A 19,334-nucleotide genomic window follows, 5' to 3' on the forward strand; every position below is an offset into this window, starting at 1 on the left:
CCAAGGTGTCCCCGTCTCTTCCGCCGACTCCACCCCACACCCCCACGACGTTTGTTTTTTCCCCCTTCCCTGGGGACCCACACACCCCCCCCCCCCCCCCCCCCCCCCCCCCCCCGCCCGCCCCCACGGTGCTGTCCGACGGGTGTCAGCCCATGTCGAAGGTGGCCGGGTCGGGGCCGAGGCGACGGTCCTCGTTGAGCGCGCTGATCGCCGCGAGGTCCTCCTCGTCCAGGCTGAAGTCGAAGACCTCGATGTTCTCCTTGATCCGGGACGGCGTCACGGACTTCGGGATCACGACGTTGCCGAGCTGGACGTGCCAGCGCAGCACGACCTGGGCCGGGGTGCGGCCGTGCTTCCGCGCGATCGCGACGATCGCCGGGACCTCCAGCAGGCCCTTGCCCTGACCGAGCGGCGACCAGGCCTCCGTGGCGATGCCCTGCTCCGCGTGGTACTCGCGGGTGGCGTGCTGCTGCAGATGCGGATGCAGCTCGATCTGGTTGACCGCCGGGACGACCGAGGTCCGCGAGATCAGCTGCTGAAGGTGCTCCGGCAGGAAGTTGGACACGCCGATGGCACGGATCCGGCCGTCGGAGTGCAGCTTCTCGAACGCCTTGTAGGTGTCGGTGTACGTGTTCCGGGACGGCAGCGGCCAGTGGATCAGGTACAGGTCGAGGTAGTCCAGACCCAGCTTCTCCAGCGACACGTCGAAGGCGCGCAGCGTGGAGTCGTACCCCTGGTCGCTGTTCCAGAGCTTGGTGGTGACGAAAATGTCCTCACGGGGCAGGCCGGAGGCGGCGATGGCCTTGCCGGTGCCCTCTTCGTTGCCGTAGATCGCCGCTGTGTCGATGCTGCGGTACCCGGCCTCCAGTGCCGTGGCGACGGCCCGCTCGGCCTCGTCGTCCGGCACCTGCCATACGCCGAAGCCCAGCTGGGGCATCTCGACGCCGTTGTTGAGGATGATCGGGGGGACCTTGCTGCTCACGAGCTTCTTGATCCTTACGGTTGTCGACAGGTGGTACTCCCATCGTCAACGATCACACGCCGCGACGCATTCCTGATGGCGCAATCGACCGGTGCGAGTCAGGTGCGTCAGGTCCGGTAGAGGGCGTCGACCTCGTTCGCGTACGCCTTCTCGATCGCTTTCCGCTTCAGCTTCAACGACGGGGTCAGCAGGCCGTGTTCCTCGGTGAACGGCTGGGCCAGGATGCGGAAGGTGCGGATCGACTCGGCCTGGGAGACGAGGGTGTTCGCGGCGACCACCGCACGCCGCACCTCCGTCTCGAGGTCAGCGTCGTGCACCAGCTGGGCCGGGACCATCCCCGGCTTCCCGCGCATCTGCAGCCAGTGCTCGACGGCCTCCTGGTCGAGGGTGACCAGGGCGGCGACGTAGGGGCGGTCGTTGCCGACGACGATGCACTGGTTGACCAGCGGATGCTCGCGCACCCGTTCCTCCAGCACGCCCGGGGAGACGCTCTTTCCGCCCGAGGTCACCAGGATCTCCTTCTTGCGGCCGGTGATCGTCAGATAGCCGTCCTCGTCCAGGGAGCCGAGATCGCCGGTGGCCAGCCAGCCGTCGTGCAGGGTCTCGTCGGTGGCCTTCTGGTTGTTCAGGTAGCCCTGGAAGACGTTGCCGCCGTGCAGCCAGATCTCCCCGTCGTCGGCGATGTGCACGGTCACGCCCGGGATGGCCTGGCCGACCGTGCCGTAGCGGGTGCGCTCGGGCGGGTTGGCGGTGGCCGCGGCCGTCGACTCGGTCAGGCCGTAGCCCTCGTAGATCTGCACGCCCGCGCCCGCGAAGAACAGCCCGAGCCGGCGGTCCATCCCGGAACCGCCGGACATCGCGTTCCGTATCCGGCCGCCCATCGCGGCCCGCACCTTGGAGTAGACCAGCTTGTCGAAGAGCTGGTGCTGCATGCGCAGCCCCGCCGACGGGCCGGGCCCGATGCCCCAGGCCTTCGCCTCCACGGCCTCCGCGTACTTCACCGCGATGTCGACCGCCTTCTCGAACGGCCCGGATCTGCCCTCCTTCTCCGCCTTGCGGCGGGCCGCGTTGAACACCTTCTCGAAGATGTACGGCACCGCGAGGATGAAGGTCGGACGGAACGCGGCCAGATCGGGCAGCAGGGCGGCGGCGTGCAGCTGCGGCTGGTGCCCGAAGCGGACCCGGCCGCGGATCGCCGCGACCTCCACCATCCGCCCGAAGACGTGCGCCAGCGGCAGGAACAGCAGCGTGGACGCCTCGTCGCCCTTCTTGGAGTGGAACACCGGCTCCCAGCGCTGGATGACCGTGTCCGCCTCGTACATGAAGTTGCCGTGCGAGATCACACAGCCCTTGGGGCGGCCGGTGGTGCCGGAGGTGTAGATGATCGTGGCGACCGAGTCCGGGGTGACCGCCTCCCGGTGCCGGTGCACCACCTCGTCGTCCAGATGCGCGCCGGCGTCGTACAGCTCCTGCACACAGCCCGCGTCCAGCTGCCACAGCTGACGCAGCTGCGGCAGCCGGTCGATGACGGTGGCGATGGTCATGGCGTGGTCCTCGTGCTCCACGATCGCCGCCGACACCTCGGCGTCGTACAGCATCCAGAAACACTGCTCGGCCGACGACGTGGGGTAGACGGGCACCACCTGGGCGCCGACGGTCCACAGGGCGAAGTCGAACAGGGTCCACTCGTAGCGGGTGCGGGACATGATGGCGACGCGGTCGCCGAAGCGGATGCCGCGCGCGAGGAGGCCCTTGGCGAGGGCGAGGACCTCGTCCCGGAACTCGGCGGCGGTCACGTCCCGCCACTGCCCGGAGGCGTCCTTGCGGCCGAGGGCGACGTGCAGGGGGTCCGTGAGGGCATGCTCGAAGACGATGTCGGCCAGACCGCCCACCGGCGGCGCCGATGCCAACGGCGGGTTGGTGAACTCGCGCAAACCTCGCTCCCCGATCCTCGCTGCTTGGTCACGCCCGTGATGCTCGGCACAGCGCGGTGAAAGCTACCCCACGCGGTCAGCGGGCGGGAGGGGGTAGGAAACCGAGCAAACCTCACGTTTTTCCTGGACGGCGGCTGGAAAATGCCCTCACATGGGGAAGGGCCGGACACAATACTGACGGGTCAGTAAGTTTCGGTGCCGTAATCTCCACCGAATCTGTACGTGCCGATTACCGCCTCGCGCGGCCGAGGGCGGCCCCTGGGAAACAAGCTCCCGGGGCCGCCCTCGCCCGTCGTCACCGGCGCGTTCCGCTCACCCGCGGGCCGCCACCGCTTCCCCCGTCACCGCTTCTTCCGGCCCCCCGCCCGAGGCCTTGCGCGGCGCGGGCCCGCCCCTGCGCACGAGCAGCAGCACCGCGGCGCCCGCGACCGTGCCGGCGAGACCGGCCACCACCAGCGCTCCGTTCAGGCCGGAGGCGAACGCGGCGCGCAGGGTGTGCTCGGAGAAGCCGCCGCGCAGCGTCCCGGCGCCGCCGCCGGCCAGCGTGTGCGCCGCGTCGCCGGGCAGCGTGCCGGTCATCCGGGAGCTGAGCACGGTGCCGAAGACGGCCACCCCGAGCGCGTACCCGAGCTGCCGGACCGTGTTCACCGCGCCGCCCGCCATCCCGGACCGCTCGGGCGGCACCGCCGCCAGCGCCGCCCCGGCCACCGTCGGCGCCACGAACCCGGTGCCGACGCCGACCAGCACGAATCCGGGCACCAGCACCGTCCAGTCGGAACCCGCGTCCAGCACCGCCTGGCACAGGGTGCCCGAAGCGATCAGCAGCAGTCCGCCGCCGACGGTCAGCCAGGCCGGCGCCCCGTGCAGCAGCTTCCCCACCAGTACCGCCACCACCATCGAGACCGCGGTCAGCGGCAGCAGCGTCAGCCCGCCCCGCACCGGCGACATACCGAGCAGCGTCTGCATCCAGATGGAGAGGTACGCGATCCCGCCGAACGCCACCCCGTTGAAGGCGAACGAGGCCAGCATCGTCCCGACGAACGCCGGCCGGCGCAGCAGCGACAGATCCAGCAGCGGATGCGCCACCCGCCGCTCCACCAGCACGAACGCCGCCAGTGCCAGCGCGGCCACGGCGAACGCCGCCAGCGTCACGGGCGCGCTCCAGCCGTCCTCCCCGGCCCGCACCACCGCGTACGTCGCACCGCCGGCGAACAGCGCGAAGGCCGCCGTACCCGCCCAGTCGACACGTATCCCGCGCGGGCCGCGCGACTCGGGGACCATCCGCAGCGTCAGCCACACCGCCACGACGCTCACCGGCAGGTTGACGAAGAAGATCCACTGCCAGCCCGGGCCCTCGGCGATCAGTCCGCCCAGCACCGGCCCGACCGCGGCCGCCCCGGCGCTGACCGCACCCCACACGCCGAGCGCCGCGGAGCGCTGCCGCCCCTGGTAGACCGAGCCCAGCAGGGGCAGGGTCGTGGCGAACATCGCCGCCCCGCCGATGCCTTGCAGGGCCCGCGCCGCCACCAGCATTCCCGGACCCGACGCCAGGCCGCACAGCAGGCTCGCCGCCGCGAACAGCACCACACCCACCACATGCACCCGGCGCCGCCCCAGGATGTCGGCGGCGGCCCCCACCCCCAGCAGCAGCGCGGCCAGCGCGAGGGCGTACCCGTCCACCACCCACTGCAGATCACCCAGCGACGCGTGCAGCGAACCCGCCATGTCGGGCAGTGCCACCACCACGATCGTCACGTCCAGCAGCAACATGAACGTGCCCAGGCACACGGCCGTGAGCGTCCCCCATGTACGCATCTCCTCAACTCCCCTGTACGAACGGGCTGCGTATCGCTGCGTACGATGACCCCACGGCGGCCGATCGGACGTCCGCAATGGCCATGTCCTACGGAATCCGACGGGGGAGACCGTGCTTCAGATGGAATCCGACACCTTCGACCTGCTGGACCTGCAGCTGCTGTCCGCGCTGGAGATCGACGGCCGGGCCCCCTTCAGCCGGATCGCCGCCGTCCTCGGCGTATCCGACCAGACCGTCGCGCGCCGCTACCGGCGCCTGCGCGCCGAGGGCGGCCTCAAGGTCGTCGTCCTCCGGGACGCCGACCGCCTCGGCCAGGACCAGTGGATGCTCCGCCTGCGCTGCGCGCCCGACGGCGCCGCCGTCATCGCCGACGCCCTCGCCAAACGCCCCGACACCTACTGGATCGGGCTGGCCTCCGGCGGCACCGAGATCGCCTGCCTCACCCGGCCGCGCAGCCCGGGCGAGCACGACGACCTCCTCCTCGGCAAGCTGCCGCGCACCCCGAGCGTCGTGGAGATCCGGGCCCTGCAACTCCTGCACCGCTTCTACGGTGGCCCCGTCGGCTGGCTGCGCAAGTTCCGGGCGCTCGACGACGGGCAGATCGCCGCCCTGCGCCCCGAGCTGCCCGCGCCCGGTCCGGCCCGTCTGGAGCCCGAGGACGCGCCGCTGCTCGCCGCCCTGGAACGCGACGGACGCGCCACCTACCCGGAACTGCAGCGCGCCACCGGCCGCTCCGAGTCCGCCGTCAAACGCCGCCTGTCCGCTCTGATCGCCTCCGGGGCGGTGTACGTCGACGTCGAGTACAACTCCGAGATCCTCGGCCACCCCAAGGCCGCCGTCCTGTGGATCACCACCTCACCGGGCGCCCTGCACTCCGTCGGGCGGACCCTGGCCACCCACGACGAGGTCGCCTTCGCCGCCGCCACCGCCGGCCCCTCGCACATCGCCGTCACCGCCGTCGTCCGCGACACGGCGGCCCTGTACGCCTACCTGAGCGGCCCCCTCGGCCACCTGGACGGCGTGCAGCACGTGGAGGCGACCCCCTTCCTGCGCCGGGTCAAACAACTGACGTACCGCGCGACCCGCTGACGCCGCCGGCGGGCCGGTCGCTGTGGTGACGGAGGCGCTCGCCGCCCGTCAGGATCGCCGCCGCCAGGGCGTTCGCGGCGCCCTCCGCCGTGGACCGGCGCCGGCCGTGGACGAGGACGAAGTCGATCCTGCCCAGGTCGGGCAGGCCGGCCCGGTCGGGCAGCCGGAAGAGGCCGGGCGGGATCAGACGCCGGGAGTGCGCCATCACACCGAGGCCGGCGCGGGCCGCGGCGATCAGCCCGTTGAGACTGCCGCTGGTGCACGCGATCCGCCAGTCCCGGCCCTGCCGCTCGAGGACCTCCAGGGCGCGGGCCCGGGTGATGCCGGGCGGCGGATACACGATCAGCGGTACGGGCCGGTCGGCGTCCAGGCGCAGCCGTTCGGCCCCGATCCACACCAGGTCGTCGCGCCAGACCAGTTCACCGCGGGGGTCCTCCGGGCGCCGCTTGGCCAGCACCAGGTCGAGCTTCCCGGCGGCGAGCTGTTCGTGCAGGGTCCCGGACAGCTCCACCGTCAGCTCCAGGTCGACCTCCGGGTGGTCGTGGCGGAAGCCCTCCAGGATCTCCGGCAGCCGGGTGAGGACGAAGTCCTCCGAGGCACCGAAGCGCAGCCGGCCACGCACACGCGTGCCGGTGAAGAACGCCGTCGCCTGCTCGTGCACCTCCAGGATCCGGCGGGCGAAGCCCAGCATCGCCTCGCCGTCCTCGGTCAGCTCCACCGAATGGGTGTCCCGGGAGAACAGCTGCCGGCCCGCCGCGTCCTCCAGCCGGCGCACATGCTGGCTCACCGTGGACTGGCGCAGCCCCAGCCGCCGGGCGGCCTGCGTGAAGCTGAGCGTCTGGGCCACCGCCAGGAAGGTGCGCAGATGCGTCGGGTCGTACACGACTCGCAGCCTATCGGTAATCGCGGAACATGATGACAGTGAGAGTGGTATGCGGGATTCCCGATCGGCGGGGTGAAGAGGACGATGGAGAGGGGTCCTGCGCGCCCGTGCGCGGGAGCACCCACTGACACGCACAGACACGCACAGCAATCGGAGCACCGTGAAACGCCTGCGCTGGCCGGCTTGGATGCCGATCGACCCGTACATCGTGCTGCTGCTCGCGACGGTGGGCCTCGCGGCGCTTCTCCCGGCCCGAGGCACCGCCGCCGACGTGGCCTCGGGTGCCTCCACGGCCGCGATCGCCTTCCTCTTCTTCCTCTACGGCGCCCGGCTCTCCACCCGGGAGGCCCTGGACGGGCTCAAGCACTGGCGGCTCCACATCACCGTGCTGGCCTGTACGTTCGTCGTCTTCCCGGTGTTGGGGCTCGCCCTGCGCGGTGCGGTGCCGGTCCTGCTGACCCAGCCCCTCTACCAGGGCCTGCTGTTCCTGACCCTGGTGCCGTCCACGATCCAGTCGTCCATCGCGTTCACGTCGATCGCTCGCGGAAACGTGCCTGCCGCGATCTGCGCCGGCTCCTTCTCCTCCCTCGCCGGCATCGTGCTCACCCCGCTGCTCGCGGCGGCCCTGCTCGGCAACGGCGAGGCCGGGTTCTCCGCCGACTCGCTGGTGAAGATCGTGCTCCAGCTGCTGGTGCCGTTCCTCGCCGGGCAGCTGCTGCGGCGCTGGATCGGCGGCTTCGTCGCCCGGCACAAGAAGGTGCTCGGACTGGTCGACCGCGGCTCGATCCTGCTCGTCGTCTACACCGCCTTCAGCGAGGGCATGAACCAGGGCATCTGGCACCAGGTCAGCCCGGTCCGGCTGGCCGGGCTGCTGGCCGTCGAGGCGGTGCTGCTGGCCGTGATGCTCGTGCTCACCTGGTACGGCGGCAGGGCGCTCGGCTTCGGCCGGGAGGACCGGATCGCCATCCAGTTCGCCGGCTCGAAGAAATCCCTCGCCTCGGGACTGCCCATGGCGAGCGTCCTGTTCGGCGCCCACGCCTCCCTGGCCGTGCTGCCGCTGATGCTCTTCCACCAGATGCAGCTGATGGTGTGCGCGGTCATCGCCAAGCGCCGGGCCCGTGACCCGGAGGCGGCGCCGGACCGCGATCCGCAGGAGACCCCGGGCCCGGCGAAGGAGTCGGCCGCCGACGTGGTCCAGGGGCAGCCGCAGGACCGTGTCCTTCGGTGACCGCAGTCCCCGAGCGCGCGGGCCCTCACGGGCGCAGGACGACCTTGCCGAGGTTGGCCCGTGTCTCGATCGCCTCGTGCGCCTTCGCGGCGTCCTCCAGCGCGAACTCCCCGTGCACGGTGGGCCTCACGGTGCCTTCGGCGAACATGCGCCACAGCTCCCGGCGCCACTGTTCGTACAGCTCCGGCCTGCCGCGGGCGATCAGGGCCATCTGGAAGCCGATCACCGACCTGGCGCCCACCAGCAGGTCGTACGCCTGGATCGTGCCGCCTCCCGAGCTGTAGGCGACCAGACGGCCGTGCGGGGCGAGCGCGGCGAGGGCGGGGGTGAGCAGAGCGCCGCCCACGGCGTCCAGGACGCAGTCGACCGGCTCCCCCCAGCTGTCGTCACCATAGAGAACACAGTCGTCCGCGCCGAGCGAGCGGACGAAGTCCGCCTTGCCCGGACCGGACACGGCGCCGACCACCCGGCCCGCACCCCGTGCCCGCGCCAGCTGCACCGCGAGGTGCCCCACCCCGCTCGCCGCCGCCGTGACGAGCACCGTCTCGCCCGGTGCGGGCCGCGCGGCCTCAAGCGCCCCGAGCGCCACCAGACCGCTGCGCACCAGCGCGACCGCGTCCACGGCGGTGGCCGCCTCCGGTATCGGCGTGGCCATGGCCTCGTGCAGCAGGGCGAAGTCGGCGTATCCGTGGCCGAAGCAGAGCCCGGTCACCCGGTCGCCCGGGCGGAAGCGGGTCACCCCCTCGCCGGCCGCGACCACCTCACCGGCGATCTCACCGCCCAGCCGGATCGGCTCGGCGGCCTCGGTGACCTTGCGCACGACGGGCAGGGTGACGCCGACGGCCTGGACGCGCACCAGCACCTCGCCGGGGCCGGGCTCGGGGACGGGGGCCTCCTCCAGGAACAGCGGCCCGCCGGCGGACTCGTAGCGGACGCGACGCATGTGCAACCTCCAGGCCGGGACACCGGCGGCCAGTCGTGGGGAACACCCATGAAGTCGTTGGGAGTTCCAACGGTAATGCCGGTTCGTTGGGAAGTCCAATGGTTTCCGGATAGGCTGGCGCCATGGCCGAAGCACCCCTGCCCGCGATCCGCTCCCTCCCCAGCTGGCTGCTGGGCCGGGCCGCCGCACGGGGCCGCGCCCTGGTCGCCGACGCCCTCGCGGCCGAAGGCCTGAAGATGTGGCACCACGTGGTCCTCTCCGCCGTCCGCGACCTCGCCCCGGTCGCCCAGGCCGACCTCGGCCGCAGCGTGGGCCTGGACCCCAAGGACGTCGTCGGCGTCCTGAACGACCTGCAGACCGCCGGCCTCGTGGTCCGCGCCCCCGACCCCCGGGACCGGCGCAAGAACGCCGTGTCCCTCACCGACGAGGGCGCCCGCCTCCTGACCCGCTGCGAGCAGGCGGCCCGCGACGCCAACGACGAACTCCTCGCGCCGCTGTCGGTCGCCGAACGCGACCGGTTCATGGACCTGCTGCTGCGGATCTCCGGCACCGGGGGCTGACCGGGCCGGCGTCCGGGCAGGGCTGAGGCGGGGCCCCGCGGCGCAGGGGGCGCTCCCCGCCGACGGGCCCCGCCGCCGTGCCGCGGGGGACCGCCTCAGCCCTGGGCGGCCGCCTCCCGCAGGGTGATCCGGTCCTCGCCCGCGTACACGTTCATCGAGCTGCCCCGCAGGAAACCCACCAGGGTCAGGCCCGTCTCCGCCGCCAGGTCCACCGCCAGCGACGACGGCGCCGACACCGCCGCCAGCACCGGGATGCCCGCCATCACCGCCTTCTGCGCCAACTCGAACGAGGCCCGGCCGGAGACGAGGAGGACCGTGCGGGACAACGGCAGGTCACCGTTCTGCAGCGCCCGCCCGACCAGCTTGTCGACGGCGTTGTGCCGGCCCACGTCCTCCCGTATGTCCAGCAGCTCCCCGTCCTCGGTGAACAGGGCCGCCGCGTGCAGGCCGCCGGTCCGGTCGAACACCCGCTGGGCCGCCCGCAGCCGCTCGGGCAGGCTCGCCAGCAGCGCGGGGGTGACGCGGACCGCGGGATCGTCGGCGATCGGCCAGCGGGCGGTGGTGCGGACGCCGTCCAGGCTGGCCTTGCCGCACAGCCCGCAGGAGGAGGACGTGTACACGTTCCGCTCCAGAGTGAAGTCCGGCAGGCTGACGCCGGGCGCGGTCCGCACGTCGACGACGTTGTAGGTGTTCGAACCGTCGGCCGTGGCCCCGGCGCAGTAGACGATGTTCTGCAGATCGGACGCGGCGGCCAGGACGCCCTCGCTCACCAGGAATCCCGCCGCCAGCGCGAAGTCGTCGCCCGGTGTGCGCATGGTGATCGCGAGCGGCTTGCCGTTCAGCCGGATCTCCAGGGGTTCCTCGGCGACGAGCGTGTCCGGCCGGGTGGAGACCGCCCCGTCGCGGATCCGGAGGACCTTGCGTCGTTCCGTGACTCGTCCCATGTCCTGATCAGCCCCGGTTCTGTACGTGCTGGTAGCCGAAACGGCCCTTGATGCAGAGGTTGCCGCGGGTCACCGGGTTGTCGTGCGGCGAGGTGACCTTGACGATCTCATTGTCCTGCACATGGAGCGTGAGGGTGCAGCCCACTCCGCAGTACGCGCACACCGTGGTCGTCTCCGTCTGCCGGGACTCGTCCCAGGTACCCGCCGCCCGCATGTCGAACTCCGGCTTGGACACCAGTGCCCCCGTGGGGCACACCTCGACGCAGTTCCCGCAGTACACGCACGCCGAGTCGGTCAGCGGGGCGTCGTGCTCGACGGCGATCCGCGCGCCGAAACCGCGCCCGGCGACGGAGATCGCGAAGCTGTTCTGCCACTGGTCGCCGCAGGCGTCGACGCACTTGTAGCACAGGATGCACTTGCCGTAGTCGCGCACGTACAGCTCGTTGTCGACCCTCGGCTCCTCGTTCAGCCGGGCCGCGTCCGGGCCGAACCGCTCCGGCTTCGCCTCGTACTCCTTGATCCACCCGGCGACCTGCGGAGTGGTCGACAGATCGACAGAGGACGCGAGCAGCTCCAGGACGATCTTCCGGCTGCGCCGAACGCGTTCGGTGTCCGTCCGGACCTCCATCCCGGGTTCCGCCCGGCGCGAGCAGGCCGGCACGAGCGTCCACGACCCCTCGACCTCGACCACGCACACCCGGCACGCGTTCTTCGGCCGCAGCGTGTCGCCCTGGCACAGGGTCGGCACGTCCTTCCCGGCCGCCCGGCACGCGTCCAGGACCGTCGAGCCCTCCGGGACGCGGGCCGGTGCGCCGTCGAGCGTGAACTGAAGCAGACGGCGCGGGATCCCCAGCGGTGTGACGGTCATTCGTACGCCCCCAGACGGTCGATGGCGGATTCCACGGCGTTCCAGGCGGTCTGCCCCAGACCGCAGATCGAGGCGTCCCGCATCGCCCGCCCGACCTCCCGCAGCAGGGCGATGTCCGTCGCGGCGCCCGCGCCCGTGCGGTCCGCGATCCTGCGCAGCGCCTCCTCCTGCCGCACGGTCCCGACCCGGCACGGCACGCACTGCCCGCACGACTCCTCGCGGAAGAACTCGGCGATGCGCAGCAGCAGCCGGGGGAGCGGCACGGTGTCGTCGAACGCCATCACCACCCCGGAGCCGAGCGTGGTGCCCGCCCGGCGGGCGCCTTCGAGGGTGAGCGGGATGTCCAGCTCGTCGGGCCGGACGAACCCGCCGGCCGCCCCGCCCAGCAGCACCGCCCGCAGACCCGGGCGCACCCCCGCCAGGTTCAGCAGCTCGCCGAGCGTCGCCCCGAAGGGCAGCTCGTACACGCCCGGCCGCGCCACGCTGCCGGAGACGCAGAACAGCTTCGGACCGGTGGACTGAGCCGTGCCGATCGCCGCGTACGCGGGGGCGCCCATCGTCAGCACCGGCAGGACGTTGACCAGCGTCTCGACGTTGTTCTCGGCCGTCGGCCTGCCGAACAGGCCCTTCTCCACCGGGAACGGCGGCTTGGAGCGCGGCTCACCCCGGTAGCCCTCCAGGGAGTTGAACAGGGCCGTCTCCTCGCCGCAGACGTAGGCGCCGGCGCCCCGCCGGATCTCGATGTCCAGGCGGTAGCCCTGGCCGAGGATGTCGTCGCCGAGCAGGCCACGGGCGCGGGCCTGGTCGATCGCGTGCTGTACGCGGTGCACGGCGCGCGGGTACTCGCCGCGGATGTACACGAAGGCCCGGTGCGCGGAGATCGCGTACGCCGCGATCGTGATCGCCTCCACGAGCGCGAACGGGTCGCCCTCCATCAGCACCCGGTCCTTGAAGGTGCCCGGCTCGGACTCGTCGGCGTTGCACACCAGATAGTGCGGACGGTCGGGCCGGGACGCGGTGGCCTGCCACTTGCGGCCGGTGGGGAAGGCGGCGCCGCCGCGCCCGGCCAGGCCGGAGTCGGTCACCTCGCGGATCACCCCGGCGGGCCCCAGCTCGAAGGCCCGGCGCAGGGCCGCGTAGCCGCCGTGCGCGCGATAGTCGTCCGGCGAGGACGGGTCGACCGCGCCGACCCGGCGCAGCAGCACCAGCGAGGGGTCCCCCGCCTGGGGCACCGCCGCCACTGCCGGGGGCTCCCCGGCCGCCGCGTCCGGTGCGCTCGCCGCACGGACGGCCGCCGTCACGGAAGCGGGCGCGGACACCGCCGTACGCACCTGCTCTCCCGCCCGGATCGCGAGCGCGGCCGGCGCGCGTTCGCACAGCCCCAGGCAGGGTCCGCGTTCGACGCTCACCCCGCTGCCGGGCCCGAGCCGCGCCTCGATCCCGGCGCACAGTTCGCCGGCCCCGGCCGCCGTGCAGGCCAGGTCGGTGCAGACGTGCAGCACCGTCGCGGGACGCGGCCGGAGCGAGAACATGGCGTAGAAGGTGGCGACGCCGTACGCCTCGGCCGGCGGGACGGTCAGCCTGCGGCACAGGTAGCCGAGGCCGTCTTCGCTGATCCAGCCGACCCGGTCGTTGAGGGCGTGCAGTCCCGGCAGCAGCAGATCGCGCCGGTCGCGCGCCTCCCGGCCGCCGCGGGCCCACCTCAGGTCGGCGTCGGTGCGCTCGGCGCCCTCCCGGGAGGACTCCGGCGGCCCCAGCAGGGCGTCCACGGCGTCACGTTCCTCGTCGGTCGGCAAGCTGTCGCCGAAGCGCAGGTCCACGCCCTCACCTCGCGTACGTCGTGGCCGGGAGCTTCTCGATCCGGATCGCCGACGCCTTGAACTCCGCCGTCCCCGCGATCGGGCAGTTGGCCTCGATCGTCAGCCGGTTGGTGTCCACCTCGTCGGGAAAGTGCATCGTCATGAAGGCCAGGACCGGCCGGAGCGCGGTGTCCACCCACACCGGTGCCACCACCGTCCCGCGCCGCGAGGACACCCGGACCTCCTCGCCGACCGCGACCCCGTACCGCTCGGCGTCCTCCGGACACAGCTCGACGTACTCGCCGCGCCTGAGCGGAGAGGCGTAACCACCGCTCTGCACACCGGTGTTGTAGGAGTCCAGGCGCCTTCCGGTGGTGAGCCGGATCGGGTACTCCTCGTCGGTGAGGTCGACCGGCGGATCGTGCCGGACCAGCCCGAACGGTGCCGGGGCCCCGCGCCTGACAGGGTCGCTCTCCCACAACCGGCCGTGCAGATAGGTCGGTTCGAGCCGGTCGGGGTCCGGACAGGGCCACTGGATGCCCCGGTGCTCCGCCAGTCGCGCGTACGTCATCCCGTGGTGGTCCGGGGAGACCGACCGCAGCCGACGGCCCGTTCGGGGGCGAGGACCGCGCTGACGGCGCCGCCCGGGTCCACGCTCTCGATGCGGTGGCCGTCGTGGGGGCCGCCGTGCCGGTGGAAGTACCACCAGGGGATGCCGTTCTGCGCGGCCACCACGGTGGTGCGCTCGTGCAGCAGCGGCGCGATCAGCGGCCCGCACGCCGCGTACGCGTGGGCCTTCAGGCCCAGGAAGACGTGGTCCACCGGGCCGATCTCGGCCGGGTCGCCGGTGGCGTGGGGGTGCGCGGTGAAGTCGCCGCGCGGGCTGAGCACCCGTACCCCGTGCCGCGTCATGGCCGCGAGATGGGGTCCACGGGCGATGAGATGCACATCGGCGCCGGCGCGGTGGAGCGCGGCACCCACGTAGGCGCCGGTCGCACCGGCGCCGAGGACTGCGACGCAAGGATCCCCACCGAGGTGACCGTTGAGCGCATGCCGCATACCGTTCACCGCATACGGTCGACGCCCCGCCTTCTCAACTCCCTCGCGCCGCCCTACCGTCCGGCCCCATGAGCAGCCCCCCTCTCGCACCCCCGGGCTGGAGTCGTTGGCTCGTCCCGCCCGCCGCCCTCTCCGTCCACCTGTCCATCGGCCAGGCCTACGCCTGGAGCGTCTTCAAACCCTCCCTCGAGTCCGCGCTGCACCTCGACGGCACCCGCAGCGCGCTGCCCTTCCAGCTGGCGATCGTGATGCTCGGGCTGTCGGCCGCGTTCGGTGGCACGCTCGTCGAGCGCAACGGCCCGCGCTGGGCCATGACCGTCGCCCTCGTCTGCTTCTCCTCCGGCTTCCTGATCGCCGCACTCGGCGCCCAGACGCGGCAGTACTGGCTGATCGTCCTCGGCTACGGCTTCGTCGGCGGGATCGGCCTCGGCATCGGGTACATCTCGCCCGTCTCCACCCTGATCAAGTGGTTCCCGGACCGCCCCGGCATGGCCACCGGCATCGCCATCATGGGCTTCGGCGGCGGCGCGCTGATCGCCTCGCCCTGGTCGGCGCAGATGCTCCAGTCCTTCGGCACGGACCACTCCGGCATCGCGCTCGCCTTCCTCGTGCACGGCCTGTCGTACGCGGTCTTCATGTCGCTCGGCGTTCTCCTCGTACGCGTGCCGCGCACCGGGAAACCGGCCGACGGCGCGCCGAGCGCCCTCGACGGCGTCCAGGTGTCCGCCCGCAGGGCCGTGCGCACCCCCCAGTTCTGGTGCCTGTGGGTCGTCCTGTGCACGAACGTCACCGCCGGCATCGGCATCCTGGAGAAGGCCGCCCCCATGATCACGGACTTCTTCGCGGACGGCTCCACCCCGGTGTCGGCCTCGGCGGCCGCCGGCTTCGTCGCGCTGCTGTCGGCCGCGAACATGGCCGGCCGGATCGGCTGGTCGTCCGCCTCCGACCTCATCGGACGCAAGAACGTCTACCGCGTCTACCTCGGCGTCGGCGCGCTGATGTACCTGCTCATCGCCCTGTTCGGGGACTCGGCCAAGCCGCTGTTCGTGCTGTGCGCGCTGGTGATCCTCTCCTTCTACGGCGGTGGTTTCGCCACCGTCCCCGCCTATCTCAAAGACCTCTTCGGCACGTACCAGGTCGGTGCCATCCACGGCCGCCTGCTCACCGCATGGTCCACGGCCGGGGTGCTGGGCCCGCTGATCGTCAACTGGATCGCCGACCGGCAGGAGGCGGCCGGAAAACACGGCTCGGCGCTGTACGGGCTGTCCTTCGGCATCATGATCGGCCTGCTCGTGGTCGGCTTCGCCGCCAACGAACTGGTCCGCCCCGTCCATGCCCGCCACCACATCCCCGCCCCGAGGGAGGCCGCCGATGTCCAGCGACAGCAGTCCGCCTAGCCGACGGGGCCTGATCGCGCTCGCCTGGCTGTGGGTGGCGGCGCCCCTCGCCTACGGGGTGTACGAACTCGTGCGGAAGGCGACGCAGTTGTTCACGGGATGAATACGCGGGCGTCCGTGGGTCTGAGTGAAGCCGACAACCCGGGCGCCCGTTTCCTGTGGCTTCACCTGCCCTCGTACCCGCGAGTCACTGATCAGACTGGTGGATCCCGCTACCCACGGCACCGAGGGGAACCCACCACATGAACGGCTCGCGCATCGCCGCCGTCGGCCACTACCAGCCCGCCAGGGTGCTCACCAACGACGACCTGGCCGGCATGGTCGACACCAGCGACGCATGGATCCGCAGCCGGGTGGGGATCCGGACCCGGCACATCGCGGGCCCGGACGAACCGGTCGACGAACTCGCGGCGCACGCCGCCGCCAAGGCGCTCGCCGCCGCGGGGCTCACACCGGGCGACATCGACCTGGTCCTCGTCGCGACCTCGACCGCGATCGACCGCTCCCCGAACACCGCCGCCCGGGTGGCCGCCCGCCTCGGCATCCCGCAGCCCGCCGCGATGGACGTCAACGTCGTCTGCGCCGGCTTCACCCACGCCCTCGCCACCGCCGACCACGCCGTCCGGGCGGGCGCGGCGACCCGGGCGCTGGTCATCGGCGCCGACAAGATGTCCGAGGTCACCGACTGGAGCGACCGCAGCACCTGCGTCCTGGTCGGCGACGGGGCCGGGGCCGCGGTGGTCGAGGCGTGCCGGCCGGGGCAGGAGCCCGGGATCGGGCCGGTGCTGTGGGGATCGGTGCCGGAGATGGGCAACGCGGTGCGCATCGAGGGCACGCCGCCCCGGTTCGCCCAGGAGGGGCAGAGCGTCTACCGCTGGGCCACCACCCAGCTGCCGCCGATCGCCCGGCGCGTCTGCGAGCGGGCCGGCGTCGAGCCCGCCGACCTCGCCGCGATCGTCCTGCACCAGGCCAACCTGCGCATCATCGAGCCGCTCGCCCACAAGATCGGCGCGGTCGACGCGGTGATCGCACGCGACGTCACCGAGTCGGGCAACACGTCCGCGGCCAGCATCCCCCTCGCGCTGTCCAAGCTGATCGAGCGGGGCGCGGTCCGCAGCGGCGACGCGGCCCTGCTGTTCGGCTTCGGCGGCAACCTGTCGTACGCCGGGCAGGTCGTGCGCTGCCCGTGACACCGCACGCGGGGGCGCGCCGGAGGGCGTGACGCACCCGACTCCCGCTCCCTCTGGCTTTTGTGCACCGTAGACTGTAGACGAAAGACAATTCATAGTGGGCAGTCCACCGTGGACCGCGCACAGCCCGCCGTGTACGGCAGTTCGCTGTGCACGGCAGCCAGCTCAGGAGGGGGACCGCGATGTTGTCGACCGGCCTGCCGCAGGGAGCCGTGCCCAAGCTGGAACGGCCCGGCCCGTTGCGCGACCGTGTCTACGAGGCGCTGCTGGAGCTGATCACCACCCGCGCCCTGCAGCCCGGCCAGCACCTCGTGGAGAGTGAACTCGCCGGACACCTGGGCGTCTCCCGGCAGCCGGTGCGCGAGGCGCTGCAGCGGCTGAACACCGAGGGCTGGGTCGATCTGCGGCCCGCCCAGGGTGCGTTCGTGCACGAGCCGACCGAGGAGGAGGCCGACCAGCTCCTGACGGTCCGCACGCTGCTGGAGGCGGAGGCGGCCCGGCTGGCCGCCGCGCATGCGGACGGCCCCGGCATCGCCGTCCTCGAGGAGCTGTGCGCCGAGGGCGAGAAGGCGGTGGCGGCCGAGGACGTGGACCGCGCGGTCGCCCTCAACGCGGCCTTCCACGCCAAGGTGATGGAGCTGGCCGGCAACGCCGTCCTCGGCGAACTGGCCGCCCAGGTCGACCGGCGGGTGCGCTGGTACTACACGCCGGTGGCCCGGCAGCGCGGCCGGCAGTCATGGATCGAGCACCGCGAACTGATCACCGCGATCACCGCCCGTGACGAGCAGCGCGCCACCCACCTGATGCGCGAGCACACCGAGCACACCAGGCGGTCGTACCACGAACGGAACGCGAGCTGAGCAGCGCGACGTCCCCCCTCCGGTGAGCGGATCACCGGACGGGGGACGGAAGGGCGGACAGGGCGTCAGGAGGCCGGCCGCGGCTCCCCGACCGGCACCGCCTCTCCGCCGGCCCGGCCCGGCTGCCGCAGCAGCAGGGCGAGCGCCGCCGCCACCATCGAGACCCCGCCGGCCAGCGCGTAGGCGCCGTCGTATCCCCAGGCGCCGACCACCATCGAGCCGAGGCCGCCGCCGAACAGGCCGCTGACCAGCTTGCCGCTGTACACCAGGCTGTAGTTGGTGGCGTTGTAGTTCTCGCCGAAGTAGTCCGGGGTCAGTGCCGCGAACATCGGGTAGAACGCGCCGCCGCCGAAGCCGGAGAGGAAGGCGAAGAACAGGAACAGCCGCCCATGCTCGCCGGCCGCGCCCCGCTGGACGGACCCGTCTCCAACATCGCCAGCTGGAACTACCCGATGAGCCTCCTCGCGCACGCCGTTCTCGTGCAGGCCCTGGCGGGCAACGCGGTCATCGCCAAGACCCCGACCGACGGTGGCGTGGCGTGTCTCACCCTCGCGGCCGCGCTGGCGGCCCGCGAGGGGGTGCCCGTCACCCTGGTCGGCGGCAGCGGCCGCGAGCTGAACCAGGCGCTGGTCCGGGCACCGGAGATCGGCTGCGTGTCCTTCGTCGGCGGCCGCGACACCGGCGCCGCCGTCGCCACCGCCGTGGCCGACCTCGGCAAACGGCACATCCTGGGACAGGAGGGACTCAACACCTGGGGCGTCTGGGACTTCTCCGACTGGCCGCGGCCGGCCGCCCTGATCCCCAAGCTCTTCGACTACGGCAAGCAGCGGTGCACCGCCTATCCGCGCTTCGTCGTGCAGCGCTCCCTGTTCGACGCGTTCCTGGCCGCCTACCTGCCGGCGGTCCGGGCCGTCCGGGTCGGCCACCCGCTCGCCGTCACCGACCCCTGCGACCCGCTCCCCGATCCGGACTTCGGACCGCTGATCAACGCGGCCGACCAGGTCGCCGAGGCGGTCGACCGGGGCGCCGTACCCCTGCACCGCGGGCGGCCCGACGCCGCGCGCTTCCTGCCCGGGCAGGGCACCTCCGCGTACGTCCACCCCGTGACCCTTCTCAACCCGCCACCCTCCTCCCCGCTGCACCACGCGGAACCCTTCGGTCCCGTCGACACGATCGTCCTGGTCGACACCGAGGCCGAGCTGCTGGTCGCCATGAACGTCTCCAACGGCGCGCTGGTGGCCACCCTCGCCACGGACGAGCGGGCCGCTTACGACCGGCTCGCCCCGCAGATCCGCGCCTTCAAGACCGGTCACGGCGTGCCGCGCTCCCGAGGCGACCGGGACGAGCTGTTCGGCGGGTCCGGGGCCTCCTGGCGCGGCGCCTTCGTCGGCGGCGACCTGCTGGTGCGAGCCGTCACCCGGGGCCCGGCGGGGGAGCGGCTGCCCGGGAACTTTCCCGAGTACCGCCTCATGCCGTGAGCCCCGTCCCGCCGTGATCCTTACGTACCGTAGGCGGGATCTCGCCAACTGCATACAGTCGGCGATCCGGCGGCCGGGGGCGCCCGGGCCGCTGCCCCGCGGACGGATACGCAGGTGAAACGCACTCCGAAACCTTGGTATTGTTGTCTCGTCGCCGCGGGGAAGACCCCGTCGGGCGACAGACACCTTGTCCGGGTGGCGGAATGGCAGACGCGCTAGCTTGAGGTGCTAGTGCCCTTTATCGGGCGTGGGGGTTCAAGTCCCCCCTCGGACACCAGCGAGAACCCCATGGCCGCGGCCATGG

15 protein-coding genes, 1 tRNA gene and 4 pseudogenes are annotated in these 19,334 nt (G+C 72.4%); 9 read left to right on the forward strand and 11 right to left on the reverse strand.

All coding sequences use genetic code 11. The annotated features are described in order from the left end of the window. Positions 1-145 precede the first annotated feature (145 nt). The 3 genes from ACZ5CW_RS17010 to ACZ5CW_RS17020 all read right to left on the reverse strand — a co-directional run bounded on the left by ACZ5CW_RS17010 (position 146) and on the right by ACZ5CW_RS17020 (position 4,731). Positions 146-982, reverse strand: a complete 837-nt coding sequence (locus tag ACZ5CW_RS17010) for an aldo/keto reductase (RefSeq protein ID WP_468601914.1) — start codon at positions 980-982, stop codon at positions 146-148. A gap of 107 nt (positions 983-1,089) precedes the next feature. Continuing rightward, positions 1,090-2,916: an AMP-dependent synthetase/ligase gene (locus tag ACZ5CW_RS17015; RefSeq protein ID WP_468601916.1), complete on the reverse strand. Its 1,827-nt coding sequence runs from the start codon at positions 2,914-2,916 to the stop codon at positions 1,090-1,092. Positions 2,917-3,228: 312 nt separating this feature from the next. After that, positions 3,229-4,731: an MFS transporter gene (locus tag ACZ5CW_RS17020; RefSeq protein WP_468601918.1), complete on the reverse strand. Its 1,503-nt coding sequence runs from the start codon at positions 4,729-4,731 to the stop codon at positions 3,229-3,231. A gap of 121 nt (positions 4,732-4,852) precedes the next feature. Here ACZ5CW_RS17020 and ACZ5CW_RS17025 point away from each other — a divergent pair, with 121 nt between their 5' ends. Next, positions 4,853-5,821: an Lrp/AsnC family transcriptional regulator gene (locus ACZ5CW_RS17025; RefSeq protein ID WP_468601920.1), complete on the forward strand. Its 969-nt coding sequence runs from the start codon at positions 4,853-4,855 to the stop codon at positions 5,819-5,821. On the opposite strand, the gene ACZ5CW_RS17030 is transcribed toward ACZ5CW_RS17025, so the two are convergent. Beyond that, the gene (locus tag ACZ5CW_RS17030; RefSeq protein WP_468601922.1) at positions 5,790-6,704 is read right to left on the reverse strand and encodes a LysR substrate-binding domain-containing protein; all 915 of its coding nucleotides are present in this window, start codon (positions 6,702-6,704) and stop codon (positions 5,790-5,792) included. The genes ACZ5CW_RS17025 and ACZ5CW_RS17030 overlap by 32 nt on opposite strands. A gap of 187 nt (positions 6,705-6,891) precedes the next feature. On the opposite strand from ACZ5CW_RS17030, the gene ACZ5CW_RS17035 reads away from it, so the two are divergent. Continuing rightward, positions 6,892-7,932 (forward strand): bile acid:sodium symporter family protein, encoded by a 1,041-nt coding sequence (locus ACZ5CW_RS17035; RefSeq protein WP_468601924.1) that lies wholly within the window; start codon positions 6,892-6,894, stop codon positions 7,930-7,932. A gap of 25 nt (positions 7,933-7,957) precedes the next feature. On the opposite strand, the gene ACZ5CW_RS17040 is transcribed toward ACZ5CW_RS17035, so the two are convergent. Beyond that, positions 7,958-8,875: a quinone oxidoreductase family protein gene (locus tag ACZ5CW_RS17040; protein ID WP_468601927.1), complete on the reverse strand. Its 918-nt coding sequence runs from the start codon at positions 8,873-8,875 to the stop codon at positions 7,958-7,960. Positions 8,876-8,997: 122 nt separating this feature from the next. Here ACZ5CW_RS17040 and ACZ5CW_RS17045 point away from each other — a divergent pair, with 122 nt between their 5' ends. After that, positions 8,998-9,435 (forward strand): MarR family winged helix-turn-helix transcriptional regulator, encoded by a 438-nt coding sequence (locus tag ACZ5CW_RS17045; protein WP_468601929.1) that lies wholly within the window; start codon positions 8,998-9,000, stop codon positions 9,433-9,435. A gap of 95 nt (positions 9,436-9,530) precedes the next feature. On the opposite strand, the gene fdhD is transcribed toward ACZ5CW_RS17045, so the two are convergent. From fdhD to ACZ5CW_RS17070, 5 genes and pseudogenes are all read right to left on the reverse strand, one after another. Beyond that, positions 9,531-10,379: a formate dehydrogenase accessory sulfurtransferase FdhD gene (fdhD, locus tag ACZ5CW_RS17050; protein ID WP_468601931.1), complete on the reverse strand. Its 849-nt coding sequence runs from the start codon at positions 10,377-10,379 to the stop codon at positions 9,531-9,533. A gap of 7 nt (positions 10,380-10,386) precedes the next feature. Continuing rightward, positions 10,387-11,247, reverse strand: coding sequence for a 2Fe-2S iron-sulfur cluster-binding protein (locus tag ACZ5CW_RS17055; protein WP_468601933.1), 861 nt, complete (start codon positions 11,245-11,247; stop codon positions 10,387-10,389). Continuing rightward, positions 11,244-13,067: an NADH-ubiquinone oxidoreductase-F iron-sulfur binding region domain-containing protein gene (locus ACZ5CW_RS17060; RefSeq protein WP_468601935.1), complete on the reverse strand. Its 1,824-nt coding sequence runs from the start codon at positions 13,065-13,067 to the stop codon at positions 11,244-11,246. The genes ACZ5CW_RS17055 and ACZ5CW_RS17060 overlap by 4 nt, the downstream gene beginning before the upstream one ends. A 4-nt stretch (positions 13,068-13,071) precedes the next feature. After that, a pseudogene (locus ACZ5CW_RS17065) lies at positions 13,072-13,647 on the reverse strand (molybdopterin oxidoreductase family protein); the annotation flags it as partial. Next, a pseudogene (locus tag ACZ5CW_RS17070) lies at positions 13,644-14,105 on the reverse strand (ketopantoate reductase family protein); the annotation flags it as partial. The pseudogenes ACZ5CW_RS17070 and ACZ5CW_RS17065, both read right to left, overlap by 4 nt. 68 nt (positions 14,106-14,173) lie before the next feature. Here ACZ5CW_RS17070 and ACZ5CW_RS17075 point away from each other — a divergent pair. From ACZ5CW_RS17075 to ACZ5CW_RS17090, 4 genes are all read left to right on the forward strand, one after another. Continuing rightward, positions 14,174-15,502: an OFA family MFS transporter gene (locus ACZ5CW_RS17075; RefSeq protein ID WP_468601937.1), complete on the forward strand. Its 1,329-nt coding sequence runs from the start codon at positions 14,174-14,176 to the stop codon at positions 15,500-15,502. Continuing rightward, positions 15,477-15,605, forward strand: a complete 129-nt coding sequence (locus tag ACZ5CW_RS17080; RefSeq protein WP_468601939.1) for an MFS transporter small subunit — start codon at positions 15,477-15,479, stop codon at positions 15,603-15,605. The genes ACZ5CW_RS17075 and ACZ5CW_RS17080 overlap by 26 nt, the downstream gene beginning before the upstream one ends. A 139-nt stretch (positions 15,606-15,744) precedes the next feature. Beyond that, a complete protein-coding gene (locus tag ACZ5CW_RS17085) occupies positions 15,745-16,692 on the forward strand; it encodes a beta-ketoacyl-ACP synthase III (RefSeq protein ID WP_468601941.1) in 948 nt (315 codons plus the stop codon). A 182-nt stretch (positions 16,693-16,874) separates the two neighbouring features. Continuing rightward, complete coding sequence (locus ACZ5CW_RS17090; RefSeq protein ID WP_468601943.1) at positions 16,875-17,552, forward strand: GntR family transcriptional regulator; 678 nt, start codon at positions 16,875-16,877, stop codon at positions 17,550-17,552. 65 nt (positions 17,553-17,617) lie between these two features. On the opposite strand, the pseudogene ACZ5CW_RS17095 reads toward ACZ5CW_RS17090, so the two are convergent. Continuing rightward, positions 17,618-17,935, reverse strand: a pseudogene (locus ACZ5CW_RS17095) (MFS transporter); the annotation flags it as partial. On the opposite strand from ACZ5CW_RS17095, the pseudogene ACZ5CW_RS17100 reads away from it, so the two are divergent. Beyond that, positions 17,828-19,030: pseudogene (locus ACZ5CW_RS17100) on the forward strand (aldehyde dehydrogenase family protein); the annotation flags it as partial. The pseudogenes ACZ5CW_RS17095 and ACZ5CW_RS17100 sit on opposite strands and share 108 nt — an antisense overlap. Before the next feature lie 189 nt (positions 19,031-19,219). Next, positions 19,220-19,307 (forward strand) — tRNA-Leu (locus ACZ5CW_RS17105). Positions 19,308-19,334 lie beyond the last annotated feature (27 nt).

The organism is Streptomyces sp. NPDC031379 (assembly GCF_055569615.1).